Source organism: Polynucleobacter difficilis, from assembly GCF_003065365.1.
Classification (GTDB): Bacteria; Pseudomonadota; Gammaproteobacteria; order Burkholderiales; family Burkholderiaceae; genus Polynucleobacter; species Polynucleobacter difficilis.
In genome coordinates, this window is sequence record NZ_CP023276.1 from 238,009 (window position 1) to 262,439 (window position 24,431).

Here is a 24,431-nt window from a genome sequence, read left to right on the forward strand (position 1 = left end):
GATTATCCGACTAAGAGCCACGATTAAGCACTACTACAACTCCCCTAATTAATACAGTGACGGCTCCATTACCCCGGATTACCAATCGTAAGCGCTGGCTCATTCTGTCGCATGCATTCAATATGGATGGCAGGGCAGCGAGCCAAACCATTACCGATAAGATTCCTTATTTTTTACAGGCCGGGGTAAAACCTACGGTGTTTAGTTCGATTACGGGTATCAAAGATACTCGCTTTCCACACTATCAATTTTTAGCTTGGGGGCCAGCTGCCTTTCGCTTTGACTTTCGGCATTGGTTTGCTAATCAATACGGTCGTGGCCTCCCCTATAAAGTCGTCACAACTACCGTTTCAATCCTGCTGGCTCCGTTCATTGCTTTAGAGCGAATCCTCTTAGGCTTATCAAATCAGTGGTCCTGGGCCATGCCTGCTTACTTGCATGGAAAAAAACTTATTCAGAATAAGCAAGTGGATTTGGTGTATTCCACTGCAGGGGCGTGGTCTGCGCAGCTGGCAGCCTTATGGCTCAAAAAGAGTACTGGAGTCTTTTGGATGACCGAGATACATGATCCGCTTGTTATCCGCAATAGCCCAGACGATTTGGGTTTTGTAACTCCACGCAATCGCGATGCCCGATTCCGTAAGTGGTTAGAGACCCAAATCTGCAAACATGCCGATCTTGCTTGGTGGTTTACCGAAGGCGCCGTGCATTACGCCAAGCTCCGCAATCCCAACTTAAATGAACCTGGCAATGCCAAAGGGGTGATGGTGATTCCGGGGGCAGAGCCGCCCGGAGCCCCTGAGGAAATAAACCTAGTCACTCAGCAGGTAGAACAAAAGCAAGAACAAAAAAGAGTAGAAGAACGAGCAAAAGAAATGCAGCCCCATCACTACGGAATCCATTTGGTGATTAGCCACTTTGGCTCTTTGGCCAAGAACCGATCGATTTCGACGATCCTCAACCGACTGCCAATGCTCTTTAAAAACCATCCAGAAGCACGTAATGCTATTCAGGTGCATGTGTATGGGGCCAAAGTTGATTCTTTAACGGCAGATGCTATTAGTCAGCATGGGTTTGCCGATCTAGTGATCGAGCATGGCCGAATTGAAAAAGACCCTGTCACTGGTAAATCTGGGCGCGAGCGCATTGCGGAGCGCATGCAGGCTTCCGATGTACTTTTACTGCTACACGGCGATGATGAGTGGTGTGCCGAGTACATTCCATCGAAGATGTACGAGTACTTTTGGATGGGTAGACCCATTTGGGCCATTACTCACCGCAATCCCCAGATGAATGCCTTGCTGGCTGAGCGCAATGCCTATATTAGCGCTGCTGATGATGCGGCTTCGATTGATGCGGCCCTAGAGCGAATTTGGCTGGGCTGGCAGCAGAAAAACCTGATGCAATTGGCCTGGAGACCCATTGGGGTGGATCAGGCGGCGCAAAGAATCTTACAATTATTAGAATCCATGCAAACGGCAAAAGCCCAATGAAATTTACCGCCCTTGTTGCTTTAATCATTTCCTAATTCAATCAATCCTATTCTATGACCAATCAATCTGTGCGTAATCTTGTTCTGTACAGCTGCACCTTTCGAAAAGACTTAAAACGAACGGTGAAATTGGCACAGAGTATTCAAAAGCACAATAAGGCCAACATTCCGTTCTACGTATCGGTTCCCGAAGAGGATGTTTCCCTCTTTAAGGAATACCTCTCCGCATTTGATGTGACGGTCTTTAATGAACAAGAGATTTTTGAGAAAAACCCGAAACTCGATATTACGAAGTTATATCAAGTCCGCGGCGGCCTGCGCCAGCAGGTCATCAAGTCGGAATTCTGGCGCTTGGGCCTTTCAGAAAACTATTTGGTACTGGATGCGGATTGTATTTTTATCCGAGACTTTGATGAACGTGATTTTATTGTCAAAGATGACATTCCATATTCCATCGTTCATGAGGGCAGGGATGTCTTACAAGCAACCGATCGCTTTGGCCCTAAACAAATCCGCCAGCATTTTTTAAATGACCGTGTACCTATAAGGCAGGCTTTGGGCAGAGAGGGCGTGACCTATGATTTTGGCTATGCTCCCTTTTTATGGAGTAGTAAGGTATGGCAGTCTCTGGATAGCAATTACCTCACACCCAATGGCATGAGCTTTCTAGATGCGGTTGAGCTCTGTGCTTCGGAATTCACTTGGTATGGCGAATCCCTAATCAATTTCAGGGCCATTCCCATCTACCCTCGAGAACAGCTCTTTAAGCATTACCACTACGAGCACCAGCTTTGGGCCGATCGGCTGCTGGGATACACAGAGGCAATCCTAGCTAAAGATTGCTTAGGGGTGGTCTATCAATCGAACTGGGAGAGCTGGGGTGACTATGGCCCTAGCAAGAAGAGCGTTGCTTCGCGGGTGTTGCGTTCAACCAAGCGCCTTCTTAAGAAACTGTACTTTAAGTTGCGCATTTTTTTCAGAGTATTTTTTTAGAGTATGACAAATCTACAGCCGTTAGTAAGCTTTTTAATACCCAGTAGAAAGCGGCTTGACATGCTTAAAGCATCATTGGACAGCTTGAGAAAGACTTGCGCTGATCCAAAAAATATTGAGGCTATTGTTATCTTTGACGAAGACGATTTGGAAACAATAGAAGGCTTTAAGGAGCTAAAGTTTGATTTTAAAGTGCTCCAGATTGTTTCAAAGCGCCATGGTTATTATGGCTTACATCACTACATAAATAATGCGTTCACGATTTCATCAGGCAAGTGGTTTTGGCTATGGAATGACGATTTAAAAATGGTTGGGTCAAATTGGGATGTTGTGATCGGTGAGTATGGTGAGCAATTTGTTATTTTGAATCCCCGAAATATCCATCCGTACTGGGAGAAGTATTGTTTAGATGCAACAATATCTCCAGTGGTTCCAAGAAAATGGTATGAAATTACTAACAGATTTAGTGCATACAATCAATACGACACTTATATCAACGAAGTTGCCTACCCATTAAACCTAGTTATTAACGAAGATAGATTAGTAAATTTTCATGGGCAAGTAGAGGATGAAGTATCTGCAGGCATCTCCTACGACACTGTTCAACTGCCTGCTCAAGAGTGTAAAAAAGACCGTGATCTTATAAGGCACTATCTTGGGGCCAAGACATTATTTATATATAGAATCCAACGCACGCCCTATCGACTTGAGAAATACTTGAGAAGAAGAAAAGCCCATTTCAGAAGAATGTTTTCAATTCAATACCTTGGTTCACGACTAAAGCCAGCGAGGTTATACAAAAAATTCAGCAACGCTTTATCTAGTAAAAAACAAGATAGAGAATAGTAAGCCTTATATGGATATACATTCTACTTATGCTTAATCTATCTAGCATCACTCTGCTTTGTGTTGAAACAAGAGATCCGACGCTCGCACTTTACGCAATGCAGAAGTGCCTAGAGCAAGCGAATTTTGGCAAAATAGTTCTGATTACAGATTTAGCCAAGTTGGGTAAAGAGCCCAATCAAGCAGAGGGGATAGACTTCGTTCAGGCCCCACCAATCAAAACCACCAAGGACTACTCTGATTTACTACTCACGGGCTTACGTCAATACGTTGCCGGCACCCACGTCTTAATTATTCAGTGGGATAGCTTCATTCTTCATCCTGAGCTGTGGGTCGATGATTTTCTGCAATACGACTACATCGGTGCAATTTGGCCCCACCATCCGGATACACCCGTGGGCAATGGCGGCTTTTCACTCCGCTCAGTCAAGTTACTCAAAGCGCTTGAGAGCCCAAAGGTTACAAAGCACCACCCCGAAGACTTTTGCGTCTGTGTCGATAACAAAGCAACTTTAGAGAATGAATTTGGCATTCGGTTTGCGCCAACGAATGTTGCAGAGCAATTTGCAGTAGAGCGCAGTGACTGGCACCCTGCCTTCGGATTCCATGGGTTTTTTAACTTCGGCAAAGCGCTGAATCCGCACGAGCTCACTGAATTTCTGCAACTACTACCTGATGCGTATTTGGGTGGGGTGGATACCTACGATTTAATGCAGTATTTGATTGAACACCAGAATAAAGAGCTTGCAAAGTCGATTTGGAGGCGGGTGAGCTTTCGGTGGAGGATGCGCAAAAATTACGTTAGAACGAAGTTAAGGCTAATGTATTAATAGCATTGATAATAGATATAAAATTGATACATAAAAATAACTGTGCAGATGCCATGATGGTTACTTCGATAGCCAAAGCAGCAATTGAAATGAATTTATCTAAAATATATGAAAAAAGTAACTAATAATCCTTTCATTGCTAGCTTTCTTAAAAATAAGTATCGCGACTTTATTCTCAAGCCAGCACTGAAGTTGCTAAATAGAAACCAAAAGACTGCTCAATGTGCTTTCTGGACCATGCCCTATGACTCCATATGCCAATCCATCATCCTGAATGGGTTTTATGAGCGCGAGTTGTTACAAGGTATGTGCGCCCTAATAAAAGACAAAAAGGGGGTTGCACTTGATATTGGTGCGAATATTGGTAACCACAGTTTATTTTTTTCAAAGCACTTTGACGCCGTTATCTCCTTTGAACCGGTACCCAATAACTGCCTCTTACTCAAAGCCAATCTTTTTTTAAATCAGGCTCAGAACATCACTCTGATTGAAAAAGCTTTATCCAATACCAACACTAAAATGGGTATTGATAAGGGTAATTCAAGAAATACAAATAACACTATTTCCGAGTTGTCTAAAAAAGACGAAGACGCTACCAATCAAATCATGATTGATGTGGCGGTAGGCGATGAGGTGATTGAGGCACTGAATCTAAAGCAGAGAATTGCTTTAATTAAGATTGATGTTGAGGGTCACGAGCCATTTGTGGTGGAAGGGCTCAGAAAAATTATTAGCGCTAACCAGCCAATAGTCTATTGGGAGGCCTTTAACAAAGAGGAGGCCGAAAAGACAAGGGTACTCTTGATAGAGATGGGGTACAGCAACTTTTATCACCTGACTACTAAAAAATACCAGAGCCGCCTCATGAATAAACTAATAAAATCGTTTACAAATGCGGCTTACCTAGCGGAGTTTGATCAGTGCACTCAATTTGATGGCATGAATGTAGCTTCAGTAGAGCAACTTTTGTAGAAATTGGCTGTGTTTCGGCTTTCAAATTAAAAGCAGTATGTAGTTTGACAAAAAGGGAATCTAAATTGATTTTAGTAACCGGCGGTGCCGGCTTTATTGGCGGTAATTTTGTTCTCGATTGGCTTAAAGACCCAAAAGCCGAAGGCATTGTTAACTTAGATAAATTAACCTATGCGGGCAATTTAGCTACGCTCGATTCTTTAAAGAGTGACCTTCGGCATATTTTTGTCCATGGCGATATCGGTGATCAAGAGCTCGTTACAAAACTACTAAAAGAGCATCAGCCTAGAGCGATTGTGAATTTTGCTGCCGAGAGCCATGTGGATCGCTCAATTCATGGTCCGGCAGAGTTTGTGCAAACCAATATTGTCGGCACCTTTAATTTACTGGAGTGCGCAAGGAGCTATTGGAACGATCTAGATAAGTCTAAAAAAGCAGCCTTTCGCTTTCACCACGTTTCCACGGATGAGGTATATGGTTCTTTATCGGCAAGTGATCCCGCCTTTACTGAAACTAACTCTTATGAGCCGAATAGCCCCTATTCAGCATCGAAAGCCGCTTCAGACCATTTAGTGCGGGCTTGGTTTCATACCTACGCTTTTCCGGTCGTCACCACCAATTGCTCGAATAACTATGGGCCGTATCACTTGCCAGAAAAGCTCATTCCGCTGGTGATTCTCAATGCCTTGAAAGGTAAGCCCTTGCCCATTTATGGTGATGGCCAGCAAGTGCGTGATTGGCTTTATGTAAGCGATCATTGCTCAGCCATTCGGGAAGTGCTTGCCAAAGGCAAGTTGGGTGAAACCTACAACATCGGCGGCTGGAATGAAAAAGCCAATCTCGATGTGGTCAAAACCATTTGCCAGATCTTGGATGAGCTCAAGCCAAGGGCAGACAAAAAATCCTATGCCGAGCAAATTACCTTTGTTACAGATAGACCTGGTCACGACCGCCGCTATGCAATCGATGCGAGCAAACTCAATCGGGAGCTTGGTTGGAAACCCAAAGAAACCTTTGACACTGGCATTAAAAAAACGGTGCAGTGGTATTTAGATAACCCAGTTTGGATTGAAGGCGTGGTGAGCGGATCGTATCGCGAGTGGTTGCAAAAACAATACAACTAAATACACCGCTAACAGCATAACTACATAGATTGCCCAGATGAACATTCTCGTTTTTGGTAAAGATGGCCAACTCGGTAAAGCGTTTAAGGTCGTCTTTGATGCGAGTAAGGCGGGTGAAATACACCACATCGAGTATGTTGGCCGTGCTAAATGCGACCTGAGTAATTCAGATGCGATTGCAGAACTACTCAATCGAGTCAAGCCAGATTTGCTGATTAATGCCGCTGCTTATACAGCCGTAGATAAAGCAGAAACCGAAGTGGATTTAGCTTATGCGATAAATGCCAAAGCCCCAGAAATTATGGCGCAGTATGCAGTTGCAAATGGCGCTAGTTTGTTGCATTACTCCACCGACTACGTATTTGATGGCAGTAAGAAAACCCCCTATATAGAGAGTGATGTTCGTAATCCCCTAGGAATCTATGGCAAAAGTAAGGCAGCCGGGGAAGAAGCAATTGAGGCTGTTTTTAAAACGAATCATCACAGTAATGCAGAAATATCTGATTTAGCAGTAAAAGCGCAATACGCACAATACGCCATTCTTCGCACGAGCTGGGTCTATGGCGATGGGGGTAACTTTATTCGTACGATATTGCGCTTAGCCAAAGAGCGTGAAACCCTTAAAGTCATTGCCGATCAATATGGCGTACCAACCAGCGCCACTTGGTTAGCAGAGGTCAGTTTGGCTTTAGTGCTGAATGAACAGCATCAGTTAAAGCCATTTCCATCGGGGATTTACCATGCGGTGCCCCTAGGGGAAACGACTTGGCATGCCTTGGCGTGTCACGCAGTTCAGGCGGCGTTCGATGCAGGCGCAGCGCTTAAGCTTCTTCCAGATGCTATTGCGGCCATCCCCGCCACAGATTACCCCTTACCAGCCCCAAGGCCGATGAACTCACGTATGAAGAGGGGCGCTGATGCCGCTTTAGATAGGGCGCTGGATAAAGCATCGGGTGATTTGGGAGATATGACAAAATCACCGTTATTAGCTCAATCCTGGGAGTCGCAAGTCGCAGCCTATGTTCAAGACTTGGCACTCCGAAAACTTCTTTAAACGCATTTAAAAGTATTTAAAGGCATTCATGGTGGCAAATCAAACGAATTCAATTAAGCGCAAAGGCATCATTCTGGCAGGGGGCTCGGGTACACGTTTGTATCCCGTGACGCAAGCCGTCTCTAAACAGCTGATGCCGGTCTACGACAAGCCGATGGTGTATTACCCTTTAACAACTCTGATGCTTGCCGGCATTCGGGATATTTTGCTGATCTCGACTCCGCAGGATACTCCCCGTTTTACTGAATTACTGGGTGACGGTTCGCAGTGGGGCCTTAACATTGAATACTGCGTGCAGCCTTCGCCCGATGGTTTGGCGCAAGCATTTACTCTGGGTAAATCCTTTGTTGGTAATAGTCCCAGTGCCTTGGTGCTGGGCGATAACATTTTTTATGGCCATGAGCTGGTTGGGCAGCTTAATAGCGCAAACGATCGAAGCAGTGGCGCAAGTGTGTTTGCCTACCACGTCACCGATCCAGAGCGGTATGGCGTAGTGGAGTTTGATAAAGATTACAAAGCCCTCTCGATCGAAGAAAAGCCCCTCAAACCCAGAAGCAACTATGCAGTAACGGGCCTGTATTTTTATGACAATCAGGTGTGTGATATTGCTGCCTCGATTAAGCCCAGCGCTAGAGGCGAGTTAGAAATTACCGACATTAATCGGACCTACCTGGATAAAAATCAACTCAGCGTCGAGATCATGGGTCGCGGTTTTGCTTGGCTGGATACGGGAACGCACGACTCTTTACTTGACGCGGCGGGCTTTATCGCAACCCTGCAAAAGCGCCAAGGTTTGATGGTGGCTTGCCCTGAAGAGATTGCTTACCGCCAAGGCTGGATTAGCGCCGAGACGGTGCAAAAGGTGGCCGACCAGCTCAAGAAAAACAGCTACGGTCAGTATTTAACAAGAATACTGAATGAACTCAATGCTAGTGCCCAGCCCATTGGCCTATCCAGAAAAAAATAATATAAAAGATACCGCAATGACAGCCGATTCCAATCTGAAACTGCAGGCCACGCCAACCGCGATTCCAGAAGTTCTGATTTTGGAGTCTAAGGTATTTGGCGATAACCGCGGCTGGTTTACCGAATCCTTTAATGCCAATGACTTTGCAAAAGCAACGGGCCTAAATGTACAGTTTGTTCAAGATAACCATTCTTTTTCTCGGCAGTGGACGCTACGGGGAATGCATTACCAGCTTAAGCATACTCAAGGCAAATTAGTGCGGGTGACGTCAGGTGCGGTGTTTGATGTTGCGGTTGATGTAAGAAAAGACTCCAGCACCTTTGGTGAGTGGGTGGGTGTTGAGCTCTCGGCTGATAACCACAAACAGATGTGGGTGCCACCCGGTTTTGCTCACGGATTCCTAGTTCTGTCGGAAACGGCTGAGTTTTTATACAAAACGACCGATTACTACGATCCTACTAGCGAAGCATGCCTATCGTGGTGCGACCCCACGGTAAAAATAGATTGGCCTATCCCGCTTGGTAAGCAGGCACTACTCAATGCCAAAGACGCTGCCGGACTAGCGTGGGATGTTGCTCCAAAGTTTTAATAATGCAATCATTTTTTGAAAAAATTTATAGAAAAGCACTGCTAAAGTTATTTGAAAGTAATGATGTAAAGAAATTAGCACAGTTCACTGCTGATGATAAGTGGGAAGAGGCAAGTCACCTATTAACTCAGAATGCAATTCCGGTAAAAATTCAGATAGAGGCTGATACCCAAATTCCAAGACATATAGGCGTTCATTGGGATGCATATAAACCTGACTTATGTGTTTTTAAACTAAATCCAAATCTTTCAAAAGAGCGCAAGCACTTTATTGCGGTCCGATTAATGATGTTGTTAACTCTAATAGTGTCGTTTCATAAATCGAGTTACTTTATTGCGGGGTCAATGTTCCTCAATCTAGACGATGCTGCTGAGACCGATGGCTTGGCATTTTGTTCGAATCGTGGGGGGCAGATTTTAATTCCGGATACCGATTTTTTAGAAACAAAAGGGTATCTCAAAACTCGCAATCAGTTTGATGCTAATCCGGTTGCATGGGAACAGAGACGACCAGTGGCATTTTGGCGCGGCAATACTACGGGGATACGATCGGGGGATTCATGGAGAACCATACCTCGCATTCAGTTATGTGAAATTTGCTCTGATCCAGAAGTAAGTAGCTTATTTGATGTGGGCTTAAGTGGGTTAGCCCAAATACCGAAGGTGGAGAAAAATTCGCTTGAGGCTTCTGGCTTAATGCGCGCTTACGTGCCCATTATTTTAAGCAATCAATATAAGTATCAAATTGATATCGATGGCAATTCAAATGCATGGGCCGGCTTATTCCAAAAGCTTTTTTCGAAATCCGCTGTAATGAAGATTGCGTCACCACATGGTTTTCGGCAGTGGTATTACGATAGGCTCATTCCGTGGGAACATTTTGTACCCATAGAATCAGGCATGGGGGATTTGGTTGAAAAAACCCAGTGGCTCATAGCGAATGATCATAAAGCCATGCTGATAGGCCAAAAAGGTGCAGAATTAGCTTCCAACTTGTCATATGACTTGGCGATTAGTGATGCGCTTCAACGTATCCATAATGCTTTGCTAGAAAGTGGGTCTGCGTCAGCGAATAGGCCTATCCAGTAAGGTGTTGCCGGCTTGCTTAGGGCTCGCATTCAGCTTGACTTAAGGGAACGTGTGCTACTCATTTGAAAAATACGATAATGCTGGAATGATAATTCAGCGCCATGCCCCAGCTTCTGATTTAAAGCAAGTAACTCAATCGCCAAAAATACTATTGGTGAAGCTCTCCTCTTTAGGCGATGTGCTGCATAACCTGCCCATCGTTTGGGATTTACGCAAGCGCTTACCCGATGCCCAAATTGATTGGATTGTGGAAGAGGCCTATGTGCATTTACTGGAGCCGCTGAGAACAACGGCCACATTCAAAGGCATTGATCGGATTATTCCGGTGGCCTTTCGGCGCTGGAGAAAAAGTATCTTTTCTATTCGAACCTGGCGCGAGTTTTTTGCCATGCGCAAATTACTCCAGTCGGTGAGCTATGACATCGTAATTGAAACCCAAGGTCTATTGAAGTCTGCTTTAGTCTGCGCGCTAGCTAAAAAATCAAAGAATGCAGTTATTGCCGGTCTGGGCAATGCAACAGAACACTCGGGCTATGAGCCGATGGCGAGAGTGTTTTATAACCAATCGGTGCATGTGCCTCTTAAATGCCATGCGATTGATCGCTCGCGCTGGGTGATGTGCTCAGCCTTTGATTGGCCTTTGTTTGACCGTCGTAGCGAGCCACCTCTTTTTTATCCCCCTAAATTTGTAGAGCATTTAGCGCCCCTTGCATTCGAAGGTTTGAGGAAATTGCCTAATGGCGTAGCAGTTCCTTATGTGGCGTGCTTCCATTCAACAGCAAGAGCGGCGAAGCGCTGGCCCACTGAGCACTGGGTTGAACTAGGCAAAGCTTTATCGAACCAAGGCTACCAAGTGATTTTTCCGTGGGGCAGCCCTGAGGAAATGAAAATCAGCGCACTCATGGCAAGTCAAGTTCCTGGGGCTATTGTGCCAAGGGCATTTTCGATTGAGGAGGCCTATTCCTTAGTGGCGCATGCTGCGCTGACCATCGGTGTGGATACCGGCTTAACCCACTTGGCTGCGGTACTGGGTAAGCCTACGATTGAGATTTACTGCGATTCCCCGAGATGGAAGACAGAAGGCTATTGGAGCGGCAATATCATTAATTTGGGGGACTTTAAGAGTATTCCCCAAGCTAATGCAGTATTACAGGCCGCTGGGGCGCTATTAAAAGAGGGGTGCTAGTAAAGAATAGGCGCCTTAGGATTTATAGCATTTAGGTCATATAAATCAGTCAATTAAGAGCGTCTTGGGGGCTGAATTTAATCCTAGCACTTTTGATTGTTCAGATAAAATAGGCTTTCTTTCTTTATAGAAACCATAAAAGTTTCGATAGCCTAATTCATGAGCAGCAGCAGATCTTCTTTAGTCACACCAGTCATTCTTTGCGGCGGCTCTGGCATTAGCGGGCTTGATACCCAATTAAGCATTCAATAAGCTGAATGAATAGATCAATAAGAGGAATAAATGACCAGTAATAACTCAACTGCAAAATTCACTGCGCAAAAAGTCGCCCTCATCACCGGCATCACTGGCCAAGATGGTTCATACCTTGCTGAGTTTTTGTTAGAAAAAAAGTATATTGTTCACGGCATTAAGCGTCGTGCCTCTTCTTTCAATACCGAGCGTATTGATCATATCTTTCAGGACCCCCATGTTGGTCATCCTGATTTGATTTTGCATTATGGTGATTTAACCGATACCAGTAACTTGGTGCGCATCATTCAAGAGTGCCAACCCGATGAGATTTACAACTTAGGTGCGCAGTCTCACGTAGCAGTCTCTTTTGAGTCTCCCGAGTATACGGCAGACGTGGATGCAATTGGCGCCTTACGTATGTTAGAGGCTATTCGTATCCTGGGCCTTGAGAAGAAAACCCGTTTTTATCAAGCATCCACTTCTGAGCTCTATGGTTTAGTGCAAGAGGTCCCGCAAAAAGAAACCACTCCTTTTTATCCACGCAGTCCTTATGCAGTAGCTAAGCTGTATGCCTACTGGATCACAATCAACTACCGTGAAGCCTACGGCATTTACGCATGTAATGGCATTCTCTTTAATCATGAGTCCAAACGTCGTGGTGAAACCTTTGTAACGCGTAAAGTGACTAGAGGTCTAGCCAATATTGCCCAAGGTTTGGAGAAATGCCTATATATGGGTAATATCGATGCTTTGCGTGACTGGGGTCATGCTAAAGACTATGTGCGTATGCAGTGGCTCATGCTCCAGCAAGAAAAACCTGAAGATTTTGTGATTGCTACCGGCATTCAATTTACAGTTCGGGAATTTATTATCCGTAGCGCTCAGCAACTTGGCATCACACTCGAGTTTGAAGGCGCTGCTGAGAATGAAAAAGCAATTGTGGCTGCTATTGAAGGTGAAAAGGCCCCAGCACTAAAAGTCGGCGATATGATTGTGCAAATCGATCCTCGTTATTATCGTCCAACCGAAGTCGAAACTCTCTTGGGTGACCCTGCTAAAGCAAAAGAAAAACTTGGTTGGGTTCCTGAAATCACCCTCGATCAAATAATCGTCGAGATGGTGGTTAATGACCTTGATCAAGCAAGCCAGCATGCCCTATTAAAAAACCATGGTTACTCTGTGGCTGTCGGCAAGGAGAGCTAAATCATGACTCATATCCAGGTAGGTTTGAACGGTTTGATTATGAGATGGGCATAAAGCCTAAAGTTTTGCTAACGGGTGGAAGAGGCATGGTTGGCCGTAACATTCTCGAGCATCCCCTAGCAGAACAGTTTTCTTTTTTAGCGCCAACTAGATCAGAGTTGGATTTGCGCGATTTTCTCCGGGTGAGAGATTATGTTGCCTTTCACCTCCCAGAATATGTAATTCATACCGCAGGTTTAGTTGGGGGTATTCAGGCTAACATGGCAAATCCAGTCAATTTTTTGGTTGAGAATGTGGATTTGGGACGCAATGTGATTCTGGCATCGCGTGATGTAGGCGTGAAAAATCTTTTAAATTTATCGAGCTCATGTATGTATCCACGTTATGCCAGCAACCCACTCACTGAGGACTTGATTCTCAAGGGTGAGCTTGAGCCTACCAATGAAGGCTATGCTTTAGCGAAGATATTTGCCACCCGTCTATGTGAGTATCTGCATAAAGAAGATAGCTCATTAAAATATAAAACGCTCGTACCCTGCAATTTATTTGGACGCTTTGATAAGTTTGACCCTAAGCACTCACATTTAATTCCGGCCATTATTCATAAGGTCCATCTAGCAAAAGTAATGCAAGAAAAAAAAGTTGAGATATGGGGCGATGGAACTGCACGTCGCGAATTTATGTATGCGGGAGATTTAGCCGATTTTGTGTTGAAAGCTATTTTGAATTTTGATCAAATTCCCCACCTCATGAATGTTGGCCAGGGTTTTGACTACTGCATTAATGAGTATTATCAGGCGGTTGCTGATGTGGTAGGCTGGAATGGCCTATTCATACATGACCTTACAAAACCTGTAGGGATGCAGCAAAAATTAGTATCAATTGACCTACAAAGGGCATGGGGTTGGCAGGCTCCTACCTCTTTGAAAGAGGGCATCACCAAATCCTATAATTTTTATTTAAAGAGTACGCAATGAATTTTAAATACCCTTTAGCCACCACCACCTGGGATGAGGCTGAGTATCAAGCCCTGCAAGATGTAATTTCTAGCGGTATGTTCACAATGGGGCCAAAAGTTGCCCAATTCGAGTGTGATTTCGCTCAATATATTGGCAGCAAGTATGCGGTGATGGTCAATTCTGGTTCGTCTGCGAATTTGCTAATGATTGCTGCGCTCTTTTATACAAAGAACTCAAGTCTTAAGCTTAATAGAGGTGATGAGGTGATCGTTCCAGCAGTGTCGTGGAGTACTACTTATTACCCGCTTTATCAGTACGGATTAAAGATCAAGTTTGTGGATATAGATTTAAACACTTTAAACTACGATTTAGATCAGCTGCGGCTTGCAGTTTCAGAGAAGACACGTGCAATTATGGCTGTTAATTTGCTGGGAAATCCAAATGATTTTTCAAGCATTAAGCATATTATTGGTGATAGAAATATAGTTCTTATTGAGGATAATTGCGAATCTTTAGGCGCTGAATTCGAAGGGAAAATGGCTGGCACGTTTGGTGTAATGGGTAGCTTCAGCTCATTCTTTTCTCACCACATTTCAACAATGGAAGGTGGCCTAGTTGTCACCGATGACGAAGAGTTTTATCACATTCTTCTATCGCTTCGCGCTCATGGCTGGACTAGAAATTTACCTAAAGAAAATCATGTGTGTGGGACTAAAAGTGAAGACTCATTTGAAGAGTCATTTCGTTTTGTACTACCCGGATACAACGTCCGACCCTTGGAGATGTCTGGCGCCCTAGGAATCGAGCAAGTTAAAAAATTACCGCATTTAATTTCAGAGCGTAGAAATAATGCTGTTTTATTGCAAAGTACCTTAAGAGATCATCCGGAGATATTGATTCAGTCTGAAGTTGGGCAGAGTAGTTGGTTTGGGTTTAGTTTAGTAATTAAGCCAAAGTCATCTTGGATAAGAAAGGATTTGATTGGTAGGCTTACTAATTTAGGTTTTGAATGTAGGCCAATTGTCGCTGGGAATTTTGCTAAAAATGAAGTGGTCAAATTTTTTAACTCAGAAGTTCATGGGCAATTGAAGAATGCTGAGCATGTAGATCAGAATGGTTTATTTATTGGGAACCATCACCATCCAATTTGTGACGCGATCAAAGCCTTAGAAAATATTTGAGAAGTTTGAGGATCTAAATGTGTTGGTTACAGAGAGTTTTTTGCGGACTCCACCAGCCCTCTTGAGCCCTAGTTAATTTGCCAAGTAAGGCCTTAATAAATTTCGACTAATTTCAGCAGTTTTTACTCCTTAAGAGCGAGTAAGGTGGGTAAAAAGTATCTCAGGCATTCTTAATTGCTTGTAATTATTTCAATACAGTATATTTGAGTCCGGCAGCTATTAATCTGGGTGATATGAAAAAACCATCCTCGCTAAATGAAGTTACAAAAGATATTAAAGTGCTTATTTAGTTCTGGGATAGTCTGTCTTAGTGCAAACTGTCTTAGTACAAACTAACTTTTTACCTGACTGTTTTTTGCAATATGGTGATGAGGTGTGGCGCATTAATGTATTGTCTAACCACTCTGAATGAGCCTTTGAACCCATACATTTCAGCATCTCTGTGAACATCATCAAAGTATGCTGCAAATGTCTCATACGTTATTACGTTCACATGGGTTGGGTCTCTATAAACCTCAGAATAGGGGTAGACCGGTGTGTGTGAAAGAAAATAGCCATTTGGCTTGAGGGTACGCCAAACCTCGTTCATCAGCTCTACAAATGGAAAGCGACGATGGGGTGCATAGACAATCCTCGGGATATGCTCTAGGAAGTCAAATGCAGTGATGAAGTCAAATGCGTTGTCTTCAAATGGAATCGGCTCAACTATCAGGTCGGAACACTTAATGCATTTATTGGGATTATCGCGTATATCAATGCCGAATACGCGTTCGGCCTGAAATGGATTCCTTGGACTTAAGCCGCAACCCAGATCAAGCGTAGCAGTTTCATTGAGAATGTTTTTTTTGGCAATCAACCCCTCTAAGCACTGGTCGACTGACTTCACTTTAGGTAAATCGATTAAGCGGCCGATTGATTTCCTGCCAACCGTATATATCTTAAAAAAACGAGAAATTTTATAAATTGGACTCATTAGGAATTAATCAAAAAAACCACTCGTTTTAAACGAAAATTGCAAAGTTGGAACAATATTAACCTATAAACTTAAAATAATGCCTTCAGTTCGTTAAAATCATGAAATGAACCCATTAATTCGCCCTGTGATTTTGTGTGGTGGCTCAGGCACTCGGCTCTGGCCCTTGTCACGATCAGGATTCCCGAAGCAATTCTTAGCACTATCGGGTAATGATCAAAATACCAGTTTGTTTCAGGAGGCCGTAAGGCGCCTTAATCAAATTGGGGATAAATCTAGCAGCGCAACTACTGGCGCATCCATTGCACTTGGCGGCACCCTGATTGTTACCAATGAAGACCATCGATTTTTAGTACTGGATCAATTGCGCGAGATGGAGGGTGTCAATGCCACTCTCTTGCTGGAGCCTGTGGGCCGCAATACCGCCCCGGCGCTCACTTTAGCGGCGCTGTATGCACAAGAAATAAATATTGGCATGGATAACGACCCAATTTTAGTAATTACCCCTGCCGATCAAACCATTCAAGATGCAGATGCGTTTCTGAGTGCCTTACAAAGCTGTATCTCGGTTGTTGTAGGTGATGCCAATAACAAAACGATTGCCATATTAGGCATCGCTCCAACTGCGCCAGAAACTGGCTATGGCTATATAAAGCGTTCCGCAATTAAAGGCAGTTTTGCAGAGTATGCTGTTGAGCAGTTTGCTGAGAAACCCAATCTCGAGACAGCTAAAGCGTATTTAGACAACGGTAATTACTTTTGGAATAGTGGTATGTTTGTGCTGCGCGCAGGTACTTGGCTTGCCGCCCTGCAAGAATATCGCGCTGATATTTTGGATGCCACCAAAAAAGCATGGGATCAAAAGACCGAAGATCAAGCAGACGGCAGAGCCTTTGTACGTCCCAATAAAGAATTATTTAACACCATTTCAGGTGAGTCGATTGACTATGCTGTCATTGAAAAATGCCCTGGCAGCAAGTACCAAACCAAGATGGTAGAACTCAATGCAGGTTGGAATGATTTGGGTGCCTGGGATGCGGTTTGGCAAGTGGGTAATAAAGATGCTGACGGTAATGTCACGAGTGGTGATGTGTTACTCAGTAATTCAAGAAACTCATTAGTGCATGCCAGTAGCCGATTGGTAAGTGCAGTTGGCTTGGATAATGTGATTGTGATTGAAACAGCGGACGCCGTTTTAGTGGCAGATCGCAGCAAGAGCCAGAATGTGAAACACATCGTGAATCAACTGGAAGCTCAACAGCGTGAAGAAAAGAATCTGCATCGTAAAGTAGCCCGTCCTTGGGGTTGGTACGACAGTGTCGATGAGGGTGAGCGCTTTAAGGTGAAGCGCATACAGGTTAAGCCAGGAGCAAGCTTGTCCCTACAGATGCACTACCACCGCGCCGAGCATTGGATTGTGGTGAAGGGTACTGCGGAAATTACGAACGGAGATCAGGTCATTACACTCACTGAAAATCAAAGTACCTACATTCCGCAAGGCCAAACTCATCGACTAGCAAACCCTGGCAAGACCCCTTTAGAGATTATTGAGGTGCAGTCCGGTAGCTATTTGGGAGAGGATGATATTGTGCGTTTTGAAGATAACTATGGAAGAGGTAGTTAATGTCTGGCACAACTGCCTCCATCGTTTTATTGACCTATAACCAAGCAGCATTTGTTCAAGAGGCTTTTAAAAGCATCTTGAATCAAGACATAGACAATATCGAGATTGTTGTCAGTGATGATTGTTCCAGCGATGCCACTTGGGATATTATTTTGGATGTTGCACATTCTTATATTGGACCTAAGAAGCTCATTCTTTCTCGGAACACGAGAAATCTAGGTATGGTTGGTAACTATGCTGCTGCCGTTGAGCAATCAACAGGCGAGTTAATTTTTATGGCGGCGGGTGATGATGTTTCAATGCCAGATCGCTGCTCTAAATCGATTCGGTTCTGGATTGATAATCAAAAGAGATATGATTTAGTCGCCGCAGATGCTCTAGATATGTCTTTAGCCGGAGAGGTTTTAAGGCGCAAAGATAGCAGCAATCTAGAGGATTGGACTACGGAAAAATGGTTCAGGAGAAGACCATTTTTTTTTGGTGCAAGCCATATGGTAACCAGGAAATTACTCGAGATTGGGCCATTGGATAGCAACTTACCTTATGAAGATCAATGTTTGGTCTTTAGGGCAATGTTGATGGGGGGGTGCGTACGTCTACCCATTCCACTGGTTAAACACCGCCGGGGCGGTATCAGCCAAAAATTAGGATTTCAAATTGGCCATAGAAGAGCAGAAATTAGCCGCAGTATGGGTTTTGAGATAATAGAGTTAGAACAATTTTTAAGGGATGCCGTATCCCTTAATAGACGGTTTATTGTCGATGATTTAATTAAGCAGCGAATGGCTTATTGTAATTCGGTGTTGACGCTCTTTAAAAGTCCTAATCCCATCAAAGCATTAATTGTATTTTGGGGCTCCTCAGAGGTTCCGGTGAAGGATCGATATCGATATTCTCGATACTTTTTATTTTATCCTGTTCTTGCGATAGCGCATGTTTTTAGGGACGGCATTCGTGCCTTAAGAGGGAAGGCATGATTCTACTCAAGAAGCTATTTTGTAACATAAATTGCCACCCCTTTTTGGCGGATAAAAAGAAATGCCTTCTTCATCCAGCAATGAACTTTTATTAATTTTTATCAATGAATTTACGAGCCTCCAGCACAAACACTTCCCCCAATCAATTGCGTTCTGCTGACGCAGTTAAATTGGCGCTGGTTGTCTTATTTGCGCTACTGTGGGCTATTTTGATTCAGCCAAACACGATTGCTTTACGCCATGTATTGCTCACAATCGGCTCGCTTCTCGGTCTGTATGTGATGGCCAAAAATAAAGATTTATTAATTAGCAAATCTGCAACGCCTATTTACCTGATATTCGTTCTTTTGGCCTGGATCACCTTTCATTTATGCTTCTTAAGCAGTCATTATCAATTGCAGTTAGAGGAGTACCAAACCATATGGAAGCGAATTCTTTGGGGGCTTCCGTTTGCAGTTGGCTTAGGAATTGTGCTTGGGCAGACATATCAAAAAAAGGAGCCCTCAGATAAGGATCTCCGTTTTGAAAAAATACTTCAGTGGATTTTTGTGGCCGGCATTACAGCACCAACTTGCATTTACTTATTGAGGTTTGGCCTAATGGCATTGGCCGCTAGATTGAGTTTGAATTTACCAGATTTCGCCATGATTCTATGGCCCCCCTCTTCATGGCATATTCCTAAGATGGCTTATATTTTCTATTGTCTGCCAGCGCTTGCTTTAGCATGCGGTCAAATCATTCGGATAATGAAGAAGCCAAACCAGAGCTTTTATCTCTCCGTGGCTGTCTATTCAGGAATTATTGCCGCTGTTTTTGCCGTCTTTTACCTAGAAAATGCTAAGAATGGTTTTGCTTATGCAAGCGTTCTCTTTTTTGCTACGCTAATAAGAATTGGTTTTGATAAAAGATCCCAATGGAATTTACGTAAGAGTGTACTTACTGCTAGCGCAGTACTGGTGGTGATTTTTTTATTGGCGCAACATGTGCAAAAAAATGACTCCTGGAAGACCTTGTTTTCGGATATTAAGGTTGCGCAGCGCCTAGATGATATTGATGCCTGGAAAGATTATGGTGCTCGTGGTCTACCAATAAATGATATGGGAAAAGTTGTCTCTATTACGAACTATGCGCGCGCAGCCTGGGCTCAAGTAGTTCTAGAGTTTATTGCGGAGAAGCCATTGGGTTATGGTTTGATTTTCAAATCTTTTGGAGCGATGGCGCTAGAAAAGTGGCCGGAGTCCACATTAGATACAGCGCATAGTGCTTGGCTTGATTTAACCCTCGGCGTTGGTATTCCGGGCATAACTTTGCTATTACTATCTGGGCTTCTGGCTTTAATTAATTCTCAACGAGTAACCCGCTATTTTTGGGGATCAGCTGCATTTTGGTTGTTAATTAGTATTGCCTTGCTAATGATTACTACAGAGGTAGCACGCAAGGGCTATATTGAAGCACTCCTTTTTTTAATCTTATGGACTGCTGGTTTTGGGCTTCATGCAAAGGTAGATGGAAATTTAGGTGGCCTTGCAGGTAAATCATTTCCAACTGGTAAATAAATTTATAATCGTTTTTAATTAAATTAGCTAAAAAAGTACGAAAAAAATTGCCCTCATTACCGGCATTACCGGCCAAGATGGCTCCTACCTTGCGGAGTTTTTGCTGGAAAAAGGCTACGTCGTGCATGGCATTAAGCGCCGCGCCTCTTCCTTTAATACCGATCGCATTGATCACTTGTATCAAGATCCGCATGTAAACCACCGTGATTTGGTTTTGCACTACGGCGATCTATCCGATACCAGTAATTTGGTGCGCATTATTCAAGAGTGTCAGCCCGATGAGATTTATAACCTCGGCGCCCAAAGCCACGTAGCAGTTTCTTTTGAGTCCCCCGAATACACCGCCGATGTCGATGGCATGGGAACCCTGCGTATTTTGGAGGCGATTCGGATTTTAGGCATGGAGAAGAAAACCCGCTTTTATCAAGCCTCCACTTCCGAGCTCTACGGTCTAGTACAAGAAATCCCCCAAAAAGAAACCACTCCTTTTTATCCGCGTAGTCCCTATGCTGTCGCTAAGCTCTATGCTTACTGGATTACCGTGAACTACCGTGAGGCCTATGGCATGTATGCCTGTAATGGCATCCTCTTTAACCATGAGTCCAAGCGCCGCGGCGAAACCTTTGTAACCCGTTAGGTAACGCGGGGCTTAGCCAATATTGCCCAGGGATTAGAAGAGTGCCTCTATATGGGTAATATCGATGCCTTGCGGGATTGGGGTCATGCCAAAGACTACGTGCGCATGCAGTGGCTGATGCTCCAGCAAGATAAGCCCGAAGACTTTGTGATTGCCACAGGCGTGCAGTTCACCGTGCGCGATTTTATTACTTGCAGCGCCAAACAACTCGGCATTACGCCCAAGTTTGAAGGCGCTGCTGAGAATGAAAAAGCCACTGTAGCGGCCATTGAGGGCGATAAAGCGCCCGCACTCAAAGTGGGTGATATGATTGTGCAAATTGACCCGCGTTATTACAGGCCGACGGAAGTGGAAACGATTTTGTGCGACACAACCAAAACAAAAGAAAAACTCGGCTAGGTTCGCGAAATCACCCTCGATGAAATGATTATCGAGATGGTGGCGAATGATTTGGACCAAGCCAAGCAACATACTTTACTGAGCAAGTATGGCTTTAGTCAAGTTGGGTGACTTAAGTCACAAGAAAAAAGAAGCTAGACCATTCATCTGCTAACCTCAATCGGCAAAGAGAATAAAGTAATAATGACCGTAGACTTTATGGAGAGTAAGGTAGTCAAGCGTTGTCACACCTAAAGTATATTATTCTGATACATCTAAAACTTTTGTACAAACCAAATATGTTGAATAAAAGCGAAAATTTGAAAAATGACCTTGAGTTTAAGCTTATTGACCTTGTATGGTTTTTTAAGCGAAACTTTAAAATTGTTGTCTTATTTATGGCGATGGGGTTTATTTTTTCGATTTTTTACTATTTAAGCTCTGAAAAGCACTATTTAGCTGAAGTTAATTTGAAGGCTATTCAATATACTAATCGCGACACGGATCAGTCAATTATTATTGAGCTACCCGCTTTGATTGAAAAGATCAAGAGCGCCATTAAAGATGACTTGGAATTACAAAAAGAATGTGGCTTTTCGATGGCCACCAAAGAGAGTAATTTTTTTAATTATATAAGTTTCGTTATTTTAAAAGTTTCACCGCCGAAATTGCAGGTAACCGTACACCGTCCAAGTTCTGAGCTCGCAAGAGAATGTATAAATGCGGTTGCAAATAAGATTTACATAATACAGATATCGATAATAAAAGAAAAAATAGATATTGAAAATACTAAAGTTAACCTTGATAAAGTTACCGAGCGATTGATAGAGGATAAAAATACTCGATCAAAATTGAATTTAGGATCACAAAATAATCTAAGTATATATTTCGCGTTGACACAAAGCATTCGCAATATTGAGGATCAAAGACAACAACTTCTTCGTAGGATTGCAGAATTTGAATTAATTAATAGGAGATACAATTTTGAGATGTATTTAGGTAAATCCCCAGAATTTCCACCTAAATTCGGAACATTATTTATAGGCCTAATAGTTGGTTTTTATTTGGGTTTATTTTTCGCTGTTTTTCGCGAAATATATTACAAATACAAATAATTTAATTTCTTTATAAACATTCTAGTCGCGTAAAATTCGGGCTTGTAGCTCGTCCTCTCAGGGAAAAAGGTATTTATACAACATGCAAACAGCATATCAAATTGCACTTGCAACATTGAATCAGGCACCTAAGAAATGGTTGATATCTGGAGTTGCGGGTTTTATTGGCAGTAATTTATTGGAAACCCTTCTGATAAATAATCAACAAGTTGTTGGGCTTGACAATTTTGCCACTGGATACCAAAAAAACCTTAAAGAGGTAAGGGCAAATATCGGAGATAAAAAATGGTCGAATTTTAATTTTGTTGAAGGTGATATTACTCAGTTAGAACAATGCAGAGCTGCCTGCAATGGTGTCGACTATGTTTTGCATCAGGCTGCCCTTGGTTCAGTGCCCCGGAGTCTTTTAGACCCTATTTCGAGTAATGCGACTAATGTCGATGGTTTTTTAAATATGCTGACTGCAGCTAAGGATACTGGCGTGAAGAGTTTTATCTACGCCTCAAGCAGCTCGGTATATGGTGATCATCCAACCCTTCCTAAGATTGAGGAAAGTATAGGGCATCAACTTTCCCCATATGCAGTTTCAAAATTTACTAACGAACTATATGCCCAGGTCTTTAGCCGGTCTTATGGTTTTTCTACTATTGGCCTTCGTTATTTCAACGTATTTGGTAAAAGACAGGATCCCGAAGGTGCATACGCAGCAGTTATCCCAAGATGGATTGGGTCATTAGTTGGGCAGAAGCAAATTACTATAAATGGAGATGGTAGACAAAGTAGAGATTTTACTTATATAGATAATGTAGTTCAGGCTAATATTCTAGCAGCAACTTGTACTGACGTCTCCGCTCGAAATAATGTCTATAATGTTGCTGTGGGGGAAAAGACCACGCTAAATGAATTATTTCTAATTCTTAAAAATATTTTAAATTCTCATCAAGTTAAATGTGAGAATCCTGCTTTATATCAGAGTGCTCGTGAGGGAGACATTATTCATAGCCATGCCAATATTAATAAGGCAATAAGTCTTCTCGGCTATTCCCCAACTCACAATATTATCGATGGTTTAATGTTAACTATGCCGTGGTATTTACCCCGATAAATTTTTTTAAAAATATATTATGAATTTATTAAATAAAACAGTTGCTATTATTGGCCTTGGATATGTTGGACTACCTCTTGCGGTGGAGTTTGGCAAAAGATTGAAAGTTATTGGTTTTGATATTAATCGCGAAAGAATAAAAGCGCTTGAAAAAGGTTTTGATGAAACATTAGAAGTTTCTTCGGAGGAGTTAACTAAAGCTCATTATTTAAGCTTTACCTGTAACGCAGAAGATTTAAAGTCTGCTCAGGTTTTCATTATCACCGTACCAACTCCTGTTGACAATGCTAATTGTCCGGATTTGACCCCTTTAATTAATGCAAGCTCCACTGTAGGTGCTGCATTGCATTCTGGCGATACTGTTATCTATGAGTCAACGGTATTCCCTGGGGCAACGGAAGAAGTATGCGTACCGATTTTGCAGAAATATTCAGGTTTAAAATATATTCAAGCATTCGATTTAGATTTAATGCCAAATTTTGATGGTGGAGGTTTTTATTGCGGGTATTCGCCCGAGCGAATTAACCCAGGAGATAAAAAGCATCGTCTACCTGATATTAAAAAAGTGACTTCTGGCTCAACTCCTGAGGTTGCTGAAGCAATAGATGCGCTCTACCGCTCAATAATTTCGGCTGGTACGCATAAGGCATCTAGCATCAGGGTTGCGGAGGCGGCAAAGGTTATTGAGAATACTCAGCGTGACTTAAATATTGCACTTATGAATGAGTTAAGTTTAATTTTCCATAGGCTTGGTATTGACACCATGGAAGTACTTGAGGCTGCCGGTACAAAATGGAATTTTTTACCTTTTAGACCTGGTCTTGTCGGTGGGCATTGTATTGGTGTCGATCCTTACTATCTTACTCACAAAGCTCAACAAGTCGGCTATCAACCTCAGGTAATATTGGCTGGAAGGAGAATAAATGACTCCATGGCTGTGCATATTGCAGATGAAACTATAAAAATTATGTTGCGTAAAGGGCTGGGTGTTTTAAATAGTTATGTTTTAGTGCTAGGCCTTGCTTTTAAGGAGAATTGCCCAGACTTAAGAAATACAAAGGTGGTCGACATAATTTCTCAGTTAAAAAAATATAACCTAGCGGTTGATATTTACGACCCTTGGGTTTCTTCTAAAGAGGCAGAGCATGAATATGGGATTACATGTTTAAGTGCTTTACCTGAAAAAGGGAAGTATTCGGCCGTTATTTTGGCGGTAGGCCATCAAGATTTTGTAGAAATGGGCATAGATGTAATTAAGAGTTTTGGAACCATCAATGCAGTTTTTTTCGATGTCAAGAGTCTTTTCCCCCTCAATTTATCTGATGCACGTCTATAATTAATTAGTACC

21 protein-coding genes and 1 pseudogene are annotated in these 24,431 nt (G+C 43.0%); 21 read left to right on the top strand and 1 reads right to left on the bottom strand.

Going from position 1 to position 24,431, the window contains the following annotated elements:
* Positions 1-56: 56 nt before the first annotated feature.
* From AOC34_RS01270 to AOC34_RS01335, 14 genes are all read left to right on the top strand, one after another.
* Positions 57-1,493 (top strand): glycosyltransferase family protein, encoded by a 1,437-nt coding sequence (locus AOC34_RS01270; protein ID WP_234408118.1) that lies wholly within the window; start codon positions 57-59, stop codon positions 1,491-1,493.
* A 53-nt stretch (positions 1,494-1,546) separates the two neighbouring features.
* The gene (locus AOC34_RS01275; RefSeq protein WP_108468406.1) at positions 1,547-2,485 is read left to right on the top strand and encodes a DUF6492 family protein; all 939 of its coding nucleotides are present in this window, start codon (positions 1,547-1,549) and stop codon (positions 2,483-2,485) included.
* A gap of 3 nt (positions 2,486-2,488) precedes the next feature.
* Entirely contained in the window at positions 2,489-3,331 is an 843-nt protein-coding gene (locus AOC34_RS01280) for a glycosyltransferase family 2 protein (RefSeq protein ID WP_108468407.1), read from the top strand.
* A 29-nt stretch (positions 3,332-3,360) separates the two neighbouring features.
* Entirely contained in the window at positions 3,361-4,161 is an 801-nt protein-coding gene (locus AOC34_RS01285) for a DUF5672 family protein (protein ID WP_159074765.1), read from the top strand.
* Positions 4,162-4,269: 108 nt separating this feature from the next.
* Positions 4,270-5,133, top strand: coding sequence for an FkbM family methyltransferase (locus tag AOC34_RS01290; protein WP_108468409.1), 864 nt, complete (start codon positions 4,270-4,272; stop codon positions 5,131-5,133).
* Positions 5,134-5,198: 65 nt separating this feature from the next.
* Complete coding sequence (rfbB, locus tag AOC34_RS01295; RefSeq protein WP_108469981.1) at positions 5,199-6,257, top strand: dTDP-glucose 4,6-dehydratase; 1,059 nt, start codon at positions 5,199-5,201, stop codon at positions 6,255-6,257.
* A 37-nt stretch (positions 6,258-6,294) separates the two neighbouring features.
* Positions 6,295-7,311, top strand: a complete 1,017-nt coding sequence (rfbD, locus tag AOC34_RS01300; RefSeq protein ID WP_108468410.1) for a dTDP-4-dehydrorhamnose reductase — start codon at positions 6,295-6,297, stop codon at positions 7,309-7,311.
* 52 nt (positions 7,312-7,363) lie between these two features.
* Positions 7,364-8,278: a glucose-1-phosphate thymidylyltransferase RfbA gene (gene rfbA / locus AOC34_RS01305; protein WP_108469982.1), complete on the top strand. Its 915-nt coding sequence runs from the start codon at positions 7,364-7,366 to the stop codon at positions 8,276-8,278.
* A 16-nt stretch (positions 8,279-8,294) separates the two neighbouring features.
* The gene (rfbC, locus tag AOC34_RS01310) at positions 8,295-8,867 is read left to right on the top strand and encodes a dTDP-4-dehydrorhamnose 3,5-epimerase (protein WP_234408119.1); all 573 of its coding nucleotides are present in this window, start codon (positions 8,295-8,297) and stop codon (positions 8,865-8,867) included.
* Positions 8,868-8,869: 2 nt separating this feature from the next.
* Positions 8,870-9,955, top strand: a complete 1,086-nt coding sequence (locus AOC34_RS01315; protein WP_108468411.1) for a glycosyl transferase family 90 — start codon at positions 8,870-8,872, stop codon at positions 9,953-9,955.
* A gap of 85 nt (positions 9,956-10,040) precedes the next feature.
* Complete coding sequence (gene waaC / locus AOC34_RS01320) at positions 10,041-11,141, top strand: lipopolysaccharide heptosyltransferase I (RefSeq protein WP_108468412.1); 1,101 nt, start codon at positions 10,041-10,043, stop codon at positions 11,139-11,141.
* A gap of 282 nt (positions 11,142-11,423) precedes the next feature.
* The gene (gene gmd / locus AOC34_RS01325; RefSeq protein ID WP_108468413.1) at positions 11,424-12,578 is read left to right on the top strand and encodes a GDP-mannose 4,6-dehydratase; all 1,155 of its coding nucleotides are present in this window, start codon (positions 11,424-11,426) and stop codon (positions 12,576-12,578) included.
* Positions 12,579-12,622: 44 nt separating this feature from the next.
* On the top strand, positions 12,623-13,555 hold the full coding sequence (locus AOC34_RS01330; protein ID WP_108468414.1) for a GDP-L-fucose synthase family protein: 933 nt from the start codon (positions 12,623-12,625) through the stop codon (positions 13,553-13,555).
* Complete coding sequence (locus AOC34_RS01335; RefSeq protein ID WP_108468415.1) at positions 13,552-14,718, top strand: DegT/DnrJ/EryC1/StrS family aminotransferase; 1,167 nt, start codon at positions 13,552-13,554, stop codon at positions 14,716-14,718. Before AOC34_RS01330 ends, AOC34_RS01335 begins: the two co-directional genes overlap by 4 nt.
* A gap of 340 nt (positions 14,719-15,058) precedes the next feature.
* Here the strand turns inward: AOC34_RS01335 and AOC34_RS01340 are convergent, their stop codons facing one another.
* On the bottom strand, positions 15,059-15,604 hold the full coding sequence (locus tag AOC34_RS01340; protein WP_199908307.1) for a class I SAM-dependent methyltransferase: 546 nt from the start codon (positions 15,602-15,604) through the stop codon (positions 15,059-15,061).
* A 193-nt stretch (positions 15,605-15,797) separates the two neighbouring features.
* On the opposite strand from AOC34_RS01340, the gene AOC34_RS01345 reads away from it, so the two are divergent.
* From AOC34_RS01345 to AOC34_RS01375, 7 genes and pseudogenes are all read left to right on the top strand, one after another.
* Complete coding sequence (locus tag AOC34_RS01345) at positions 15,798-17,315, top strand: mannose-1-phosphate guanylyltransferase/mannose-6-phosphate isomerase (RefSeq protein WP_108468417.1); 1,518 nt, start codon at positions 15,798-15,800, stop codon at positions 17,313-17,315.
* Complete coding sequence (locus tag AOC34_RS01350; protein ID WP_108468418.1) at positions 17,315-18,292, top strand: glycosyltransferase; 978 nt, start codon at positions 17,315-17,317, stop codon at positions 18,290-18,292. The genes AOC34_RS01345 and AOC34_RS01350 overlap by 1 nt, the downstream gene beginning before the upstream one ends.
* 104 nt (positions 18,293-18,396) lie before the next feature.
* Positions 18,397-19,848, top strand: coding sequence for an O-antigen ligase family protein (locus AOC34_RS01355; RefSeq protein ID WP_108468419.1), 1,452 nt, complete (start codon positions 18,397-18,399; stop codon positions 19,846-19,848).
* Positions 19,849-19,894: 46 nt separating this feature from the next.
* Positions 19,895-20,995 (top strand): annotated as a pseudogene (gene gmd / locus AOC34_RS01360) (GDP-mannose 4,6-dehydratase).
* 167 nt (positions 20,996-21,162) lie between these two features.
* The gene (locus tag AOC34_RS01365) at positions 21,163-21,978 is read left to right on the top strand and encodes a GumC domain-containing protein (protein WP_159074766.1); all 816 of its coding nucleotides are present in this window, start codon (positions 21,163-21,165) and stop codon (positions 21,976-21,978) included.
* Positions 21,979-22,060: 82 nt separating this feature from the next.
* On the top strand, positions 22,061-23,083 hold the full coding sequence (locus AOC34_RS01370) for an NAD-dependent epimerase/dehydratase family protein (RefSeq protein ID WP_108468421.1): 1,023 nt from the start codon (positions 22,061-22,063) through the stop codon (positions 23,081-23,083).
* Positions 23,084-23,102: 19 nt separating this feature from the next.
* Positions 23,103-24,419: a nucleotide sugar dehydrogenase gene (locus AOC34_RS01375; RefSeq protein WP_108468422.1), complete on the top strand. Its 1,317-nt coding sequence runs from the start codon at positions 23,103-23,105 to the stop codon at positions 24,417-24,419.
* Positions 24,420-24,431: the final 12 nt, after the last annotated feature.

What these genes read in the sequence shown, in the direction of transcription:
- AOC34_RS01370 (WP_108468421.1), top strand. Translation starts at nt 22,061, where the DNA reads ATGCAAACAGCATATCAAATTGCACTTGCAACATTGAATCAGGCACCT.
- AOC34_RS01280 (WP_108468407.1), top strand. Translation starts at nt 2,489, where the DNA reads ATGACAAATCTACAGCCGTTAGTAAGCTTTTTAATACCCAGTAGAAAG.
- waaC (WP_108468412.1), top strand. Translation starts at nt 10,041, where the DNA reads ATGATAATTCAGCGCCATGCCCCAGCTTCTGATTTAAAGCAAGTAACT.
- AOC34_RS01330 (WP_108468414.1), top strand. Translation starts at nt 12,623, where the DNA reads ATGGGCATAAAGCCTAAAGTTTTGCTAACGGGTGGAAGAGGCATGGTT.
- AOC34_RS01375 (WP_108468422.1), top strand. Translation starts at nt 23,103, where the DNA reads ATGAATTTATTAAATAAAACAGTTGCTATTATTGGCCTTGGATATGTT.
- AOC34_RS01345 (WP_108468417.1), top strand. Translation starts at nt 15,798, where the DNA reads ATGAACCCATTAATTCGCCCTGTGATTTTGTGTGGTGGCTCAGGCACT.
- rfbD (WP_108468410.1), top strand. Translation starts at nt 6,295, where the DNA reads ATGAACATTCTCGTTTTTGGTAAAGATGGCCAACTCGGTAAAGCGTTT.
- gmd (WP_108468413.1), top strand. Translation starts at nt 11,424, where the DNA reads ATGACCAGTAATAACTCAACTGCAAAATTCACTGCGCAAAAAGTCGCC.
- AOC34_RS01365 (WP_159074766.1), top strand. Translation starts at nt 21,163, where the DNA reads ATGTTGAATAAAAGCGAAAATTTGAAAAATGACCTTGAGTTTAAGCTT.
- AOC34_RS01335 (WP_108468415.1), top strand. Translation starts at nt 13,552, where the DNA reads ATGAATTTTAAATACCCTTTAGCCACCACCACCTGGGATGAGGCTGAG.
- AOC34_RS01350 (WP_108468418.1), top strand. Translation starts at nt 17,315, where the DNA reads ATGTCTGGCACAACTGCCTCCATCGTTTTATTGACCTATAACCAAGCA.
- AOC34_RS01285 (WP_159074765.1), top strand. Translation starts at nt 3,361, where the DNA reads ATGCTTAATCTATCTAGCATCACTCTGCTTTGTGTTGAAACAAGAGAT.
- AOC34_RS01355 (WP_108468419.1), top strand. Translation starts at nt 18,397, where the DNA reads ATGAATTTACGAGCCTCCAGCACAAACACTTCCCCCAATCAATTGCGT.
- rfbC (WP_234408119.1), top strand. Translation starts at nt 8,295, where the DNA reads ATGACAGCCGATTCCAATCTGAAACTGCAGGCCACGCCAACCGCGATT.
- AOC34_RS01290 (WP_108468409.1), top strand. Translation starts at nt 4,270, where the DNA reads ATGAAAAAAGTAACTAATAATCCTTTCATTGCTAGCTTTCTTAAAAAT.
- AOC34_RS01275 (WP_108468406.1), top strand. Translation starts at nt 1,547, where the DNA reads ATGACCAATCAATCTGTGCGTAATCTTGTTCTGTACAGCTGCACCTTT.
- AOC34_RS01315 (WP_108468411.1), top strand. Translation starts at nt 8,870, where the DNA reads ATGCAATCATTTTTTGAAAAAATTTATAGAAAAGCACTGCTAAAGTTA.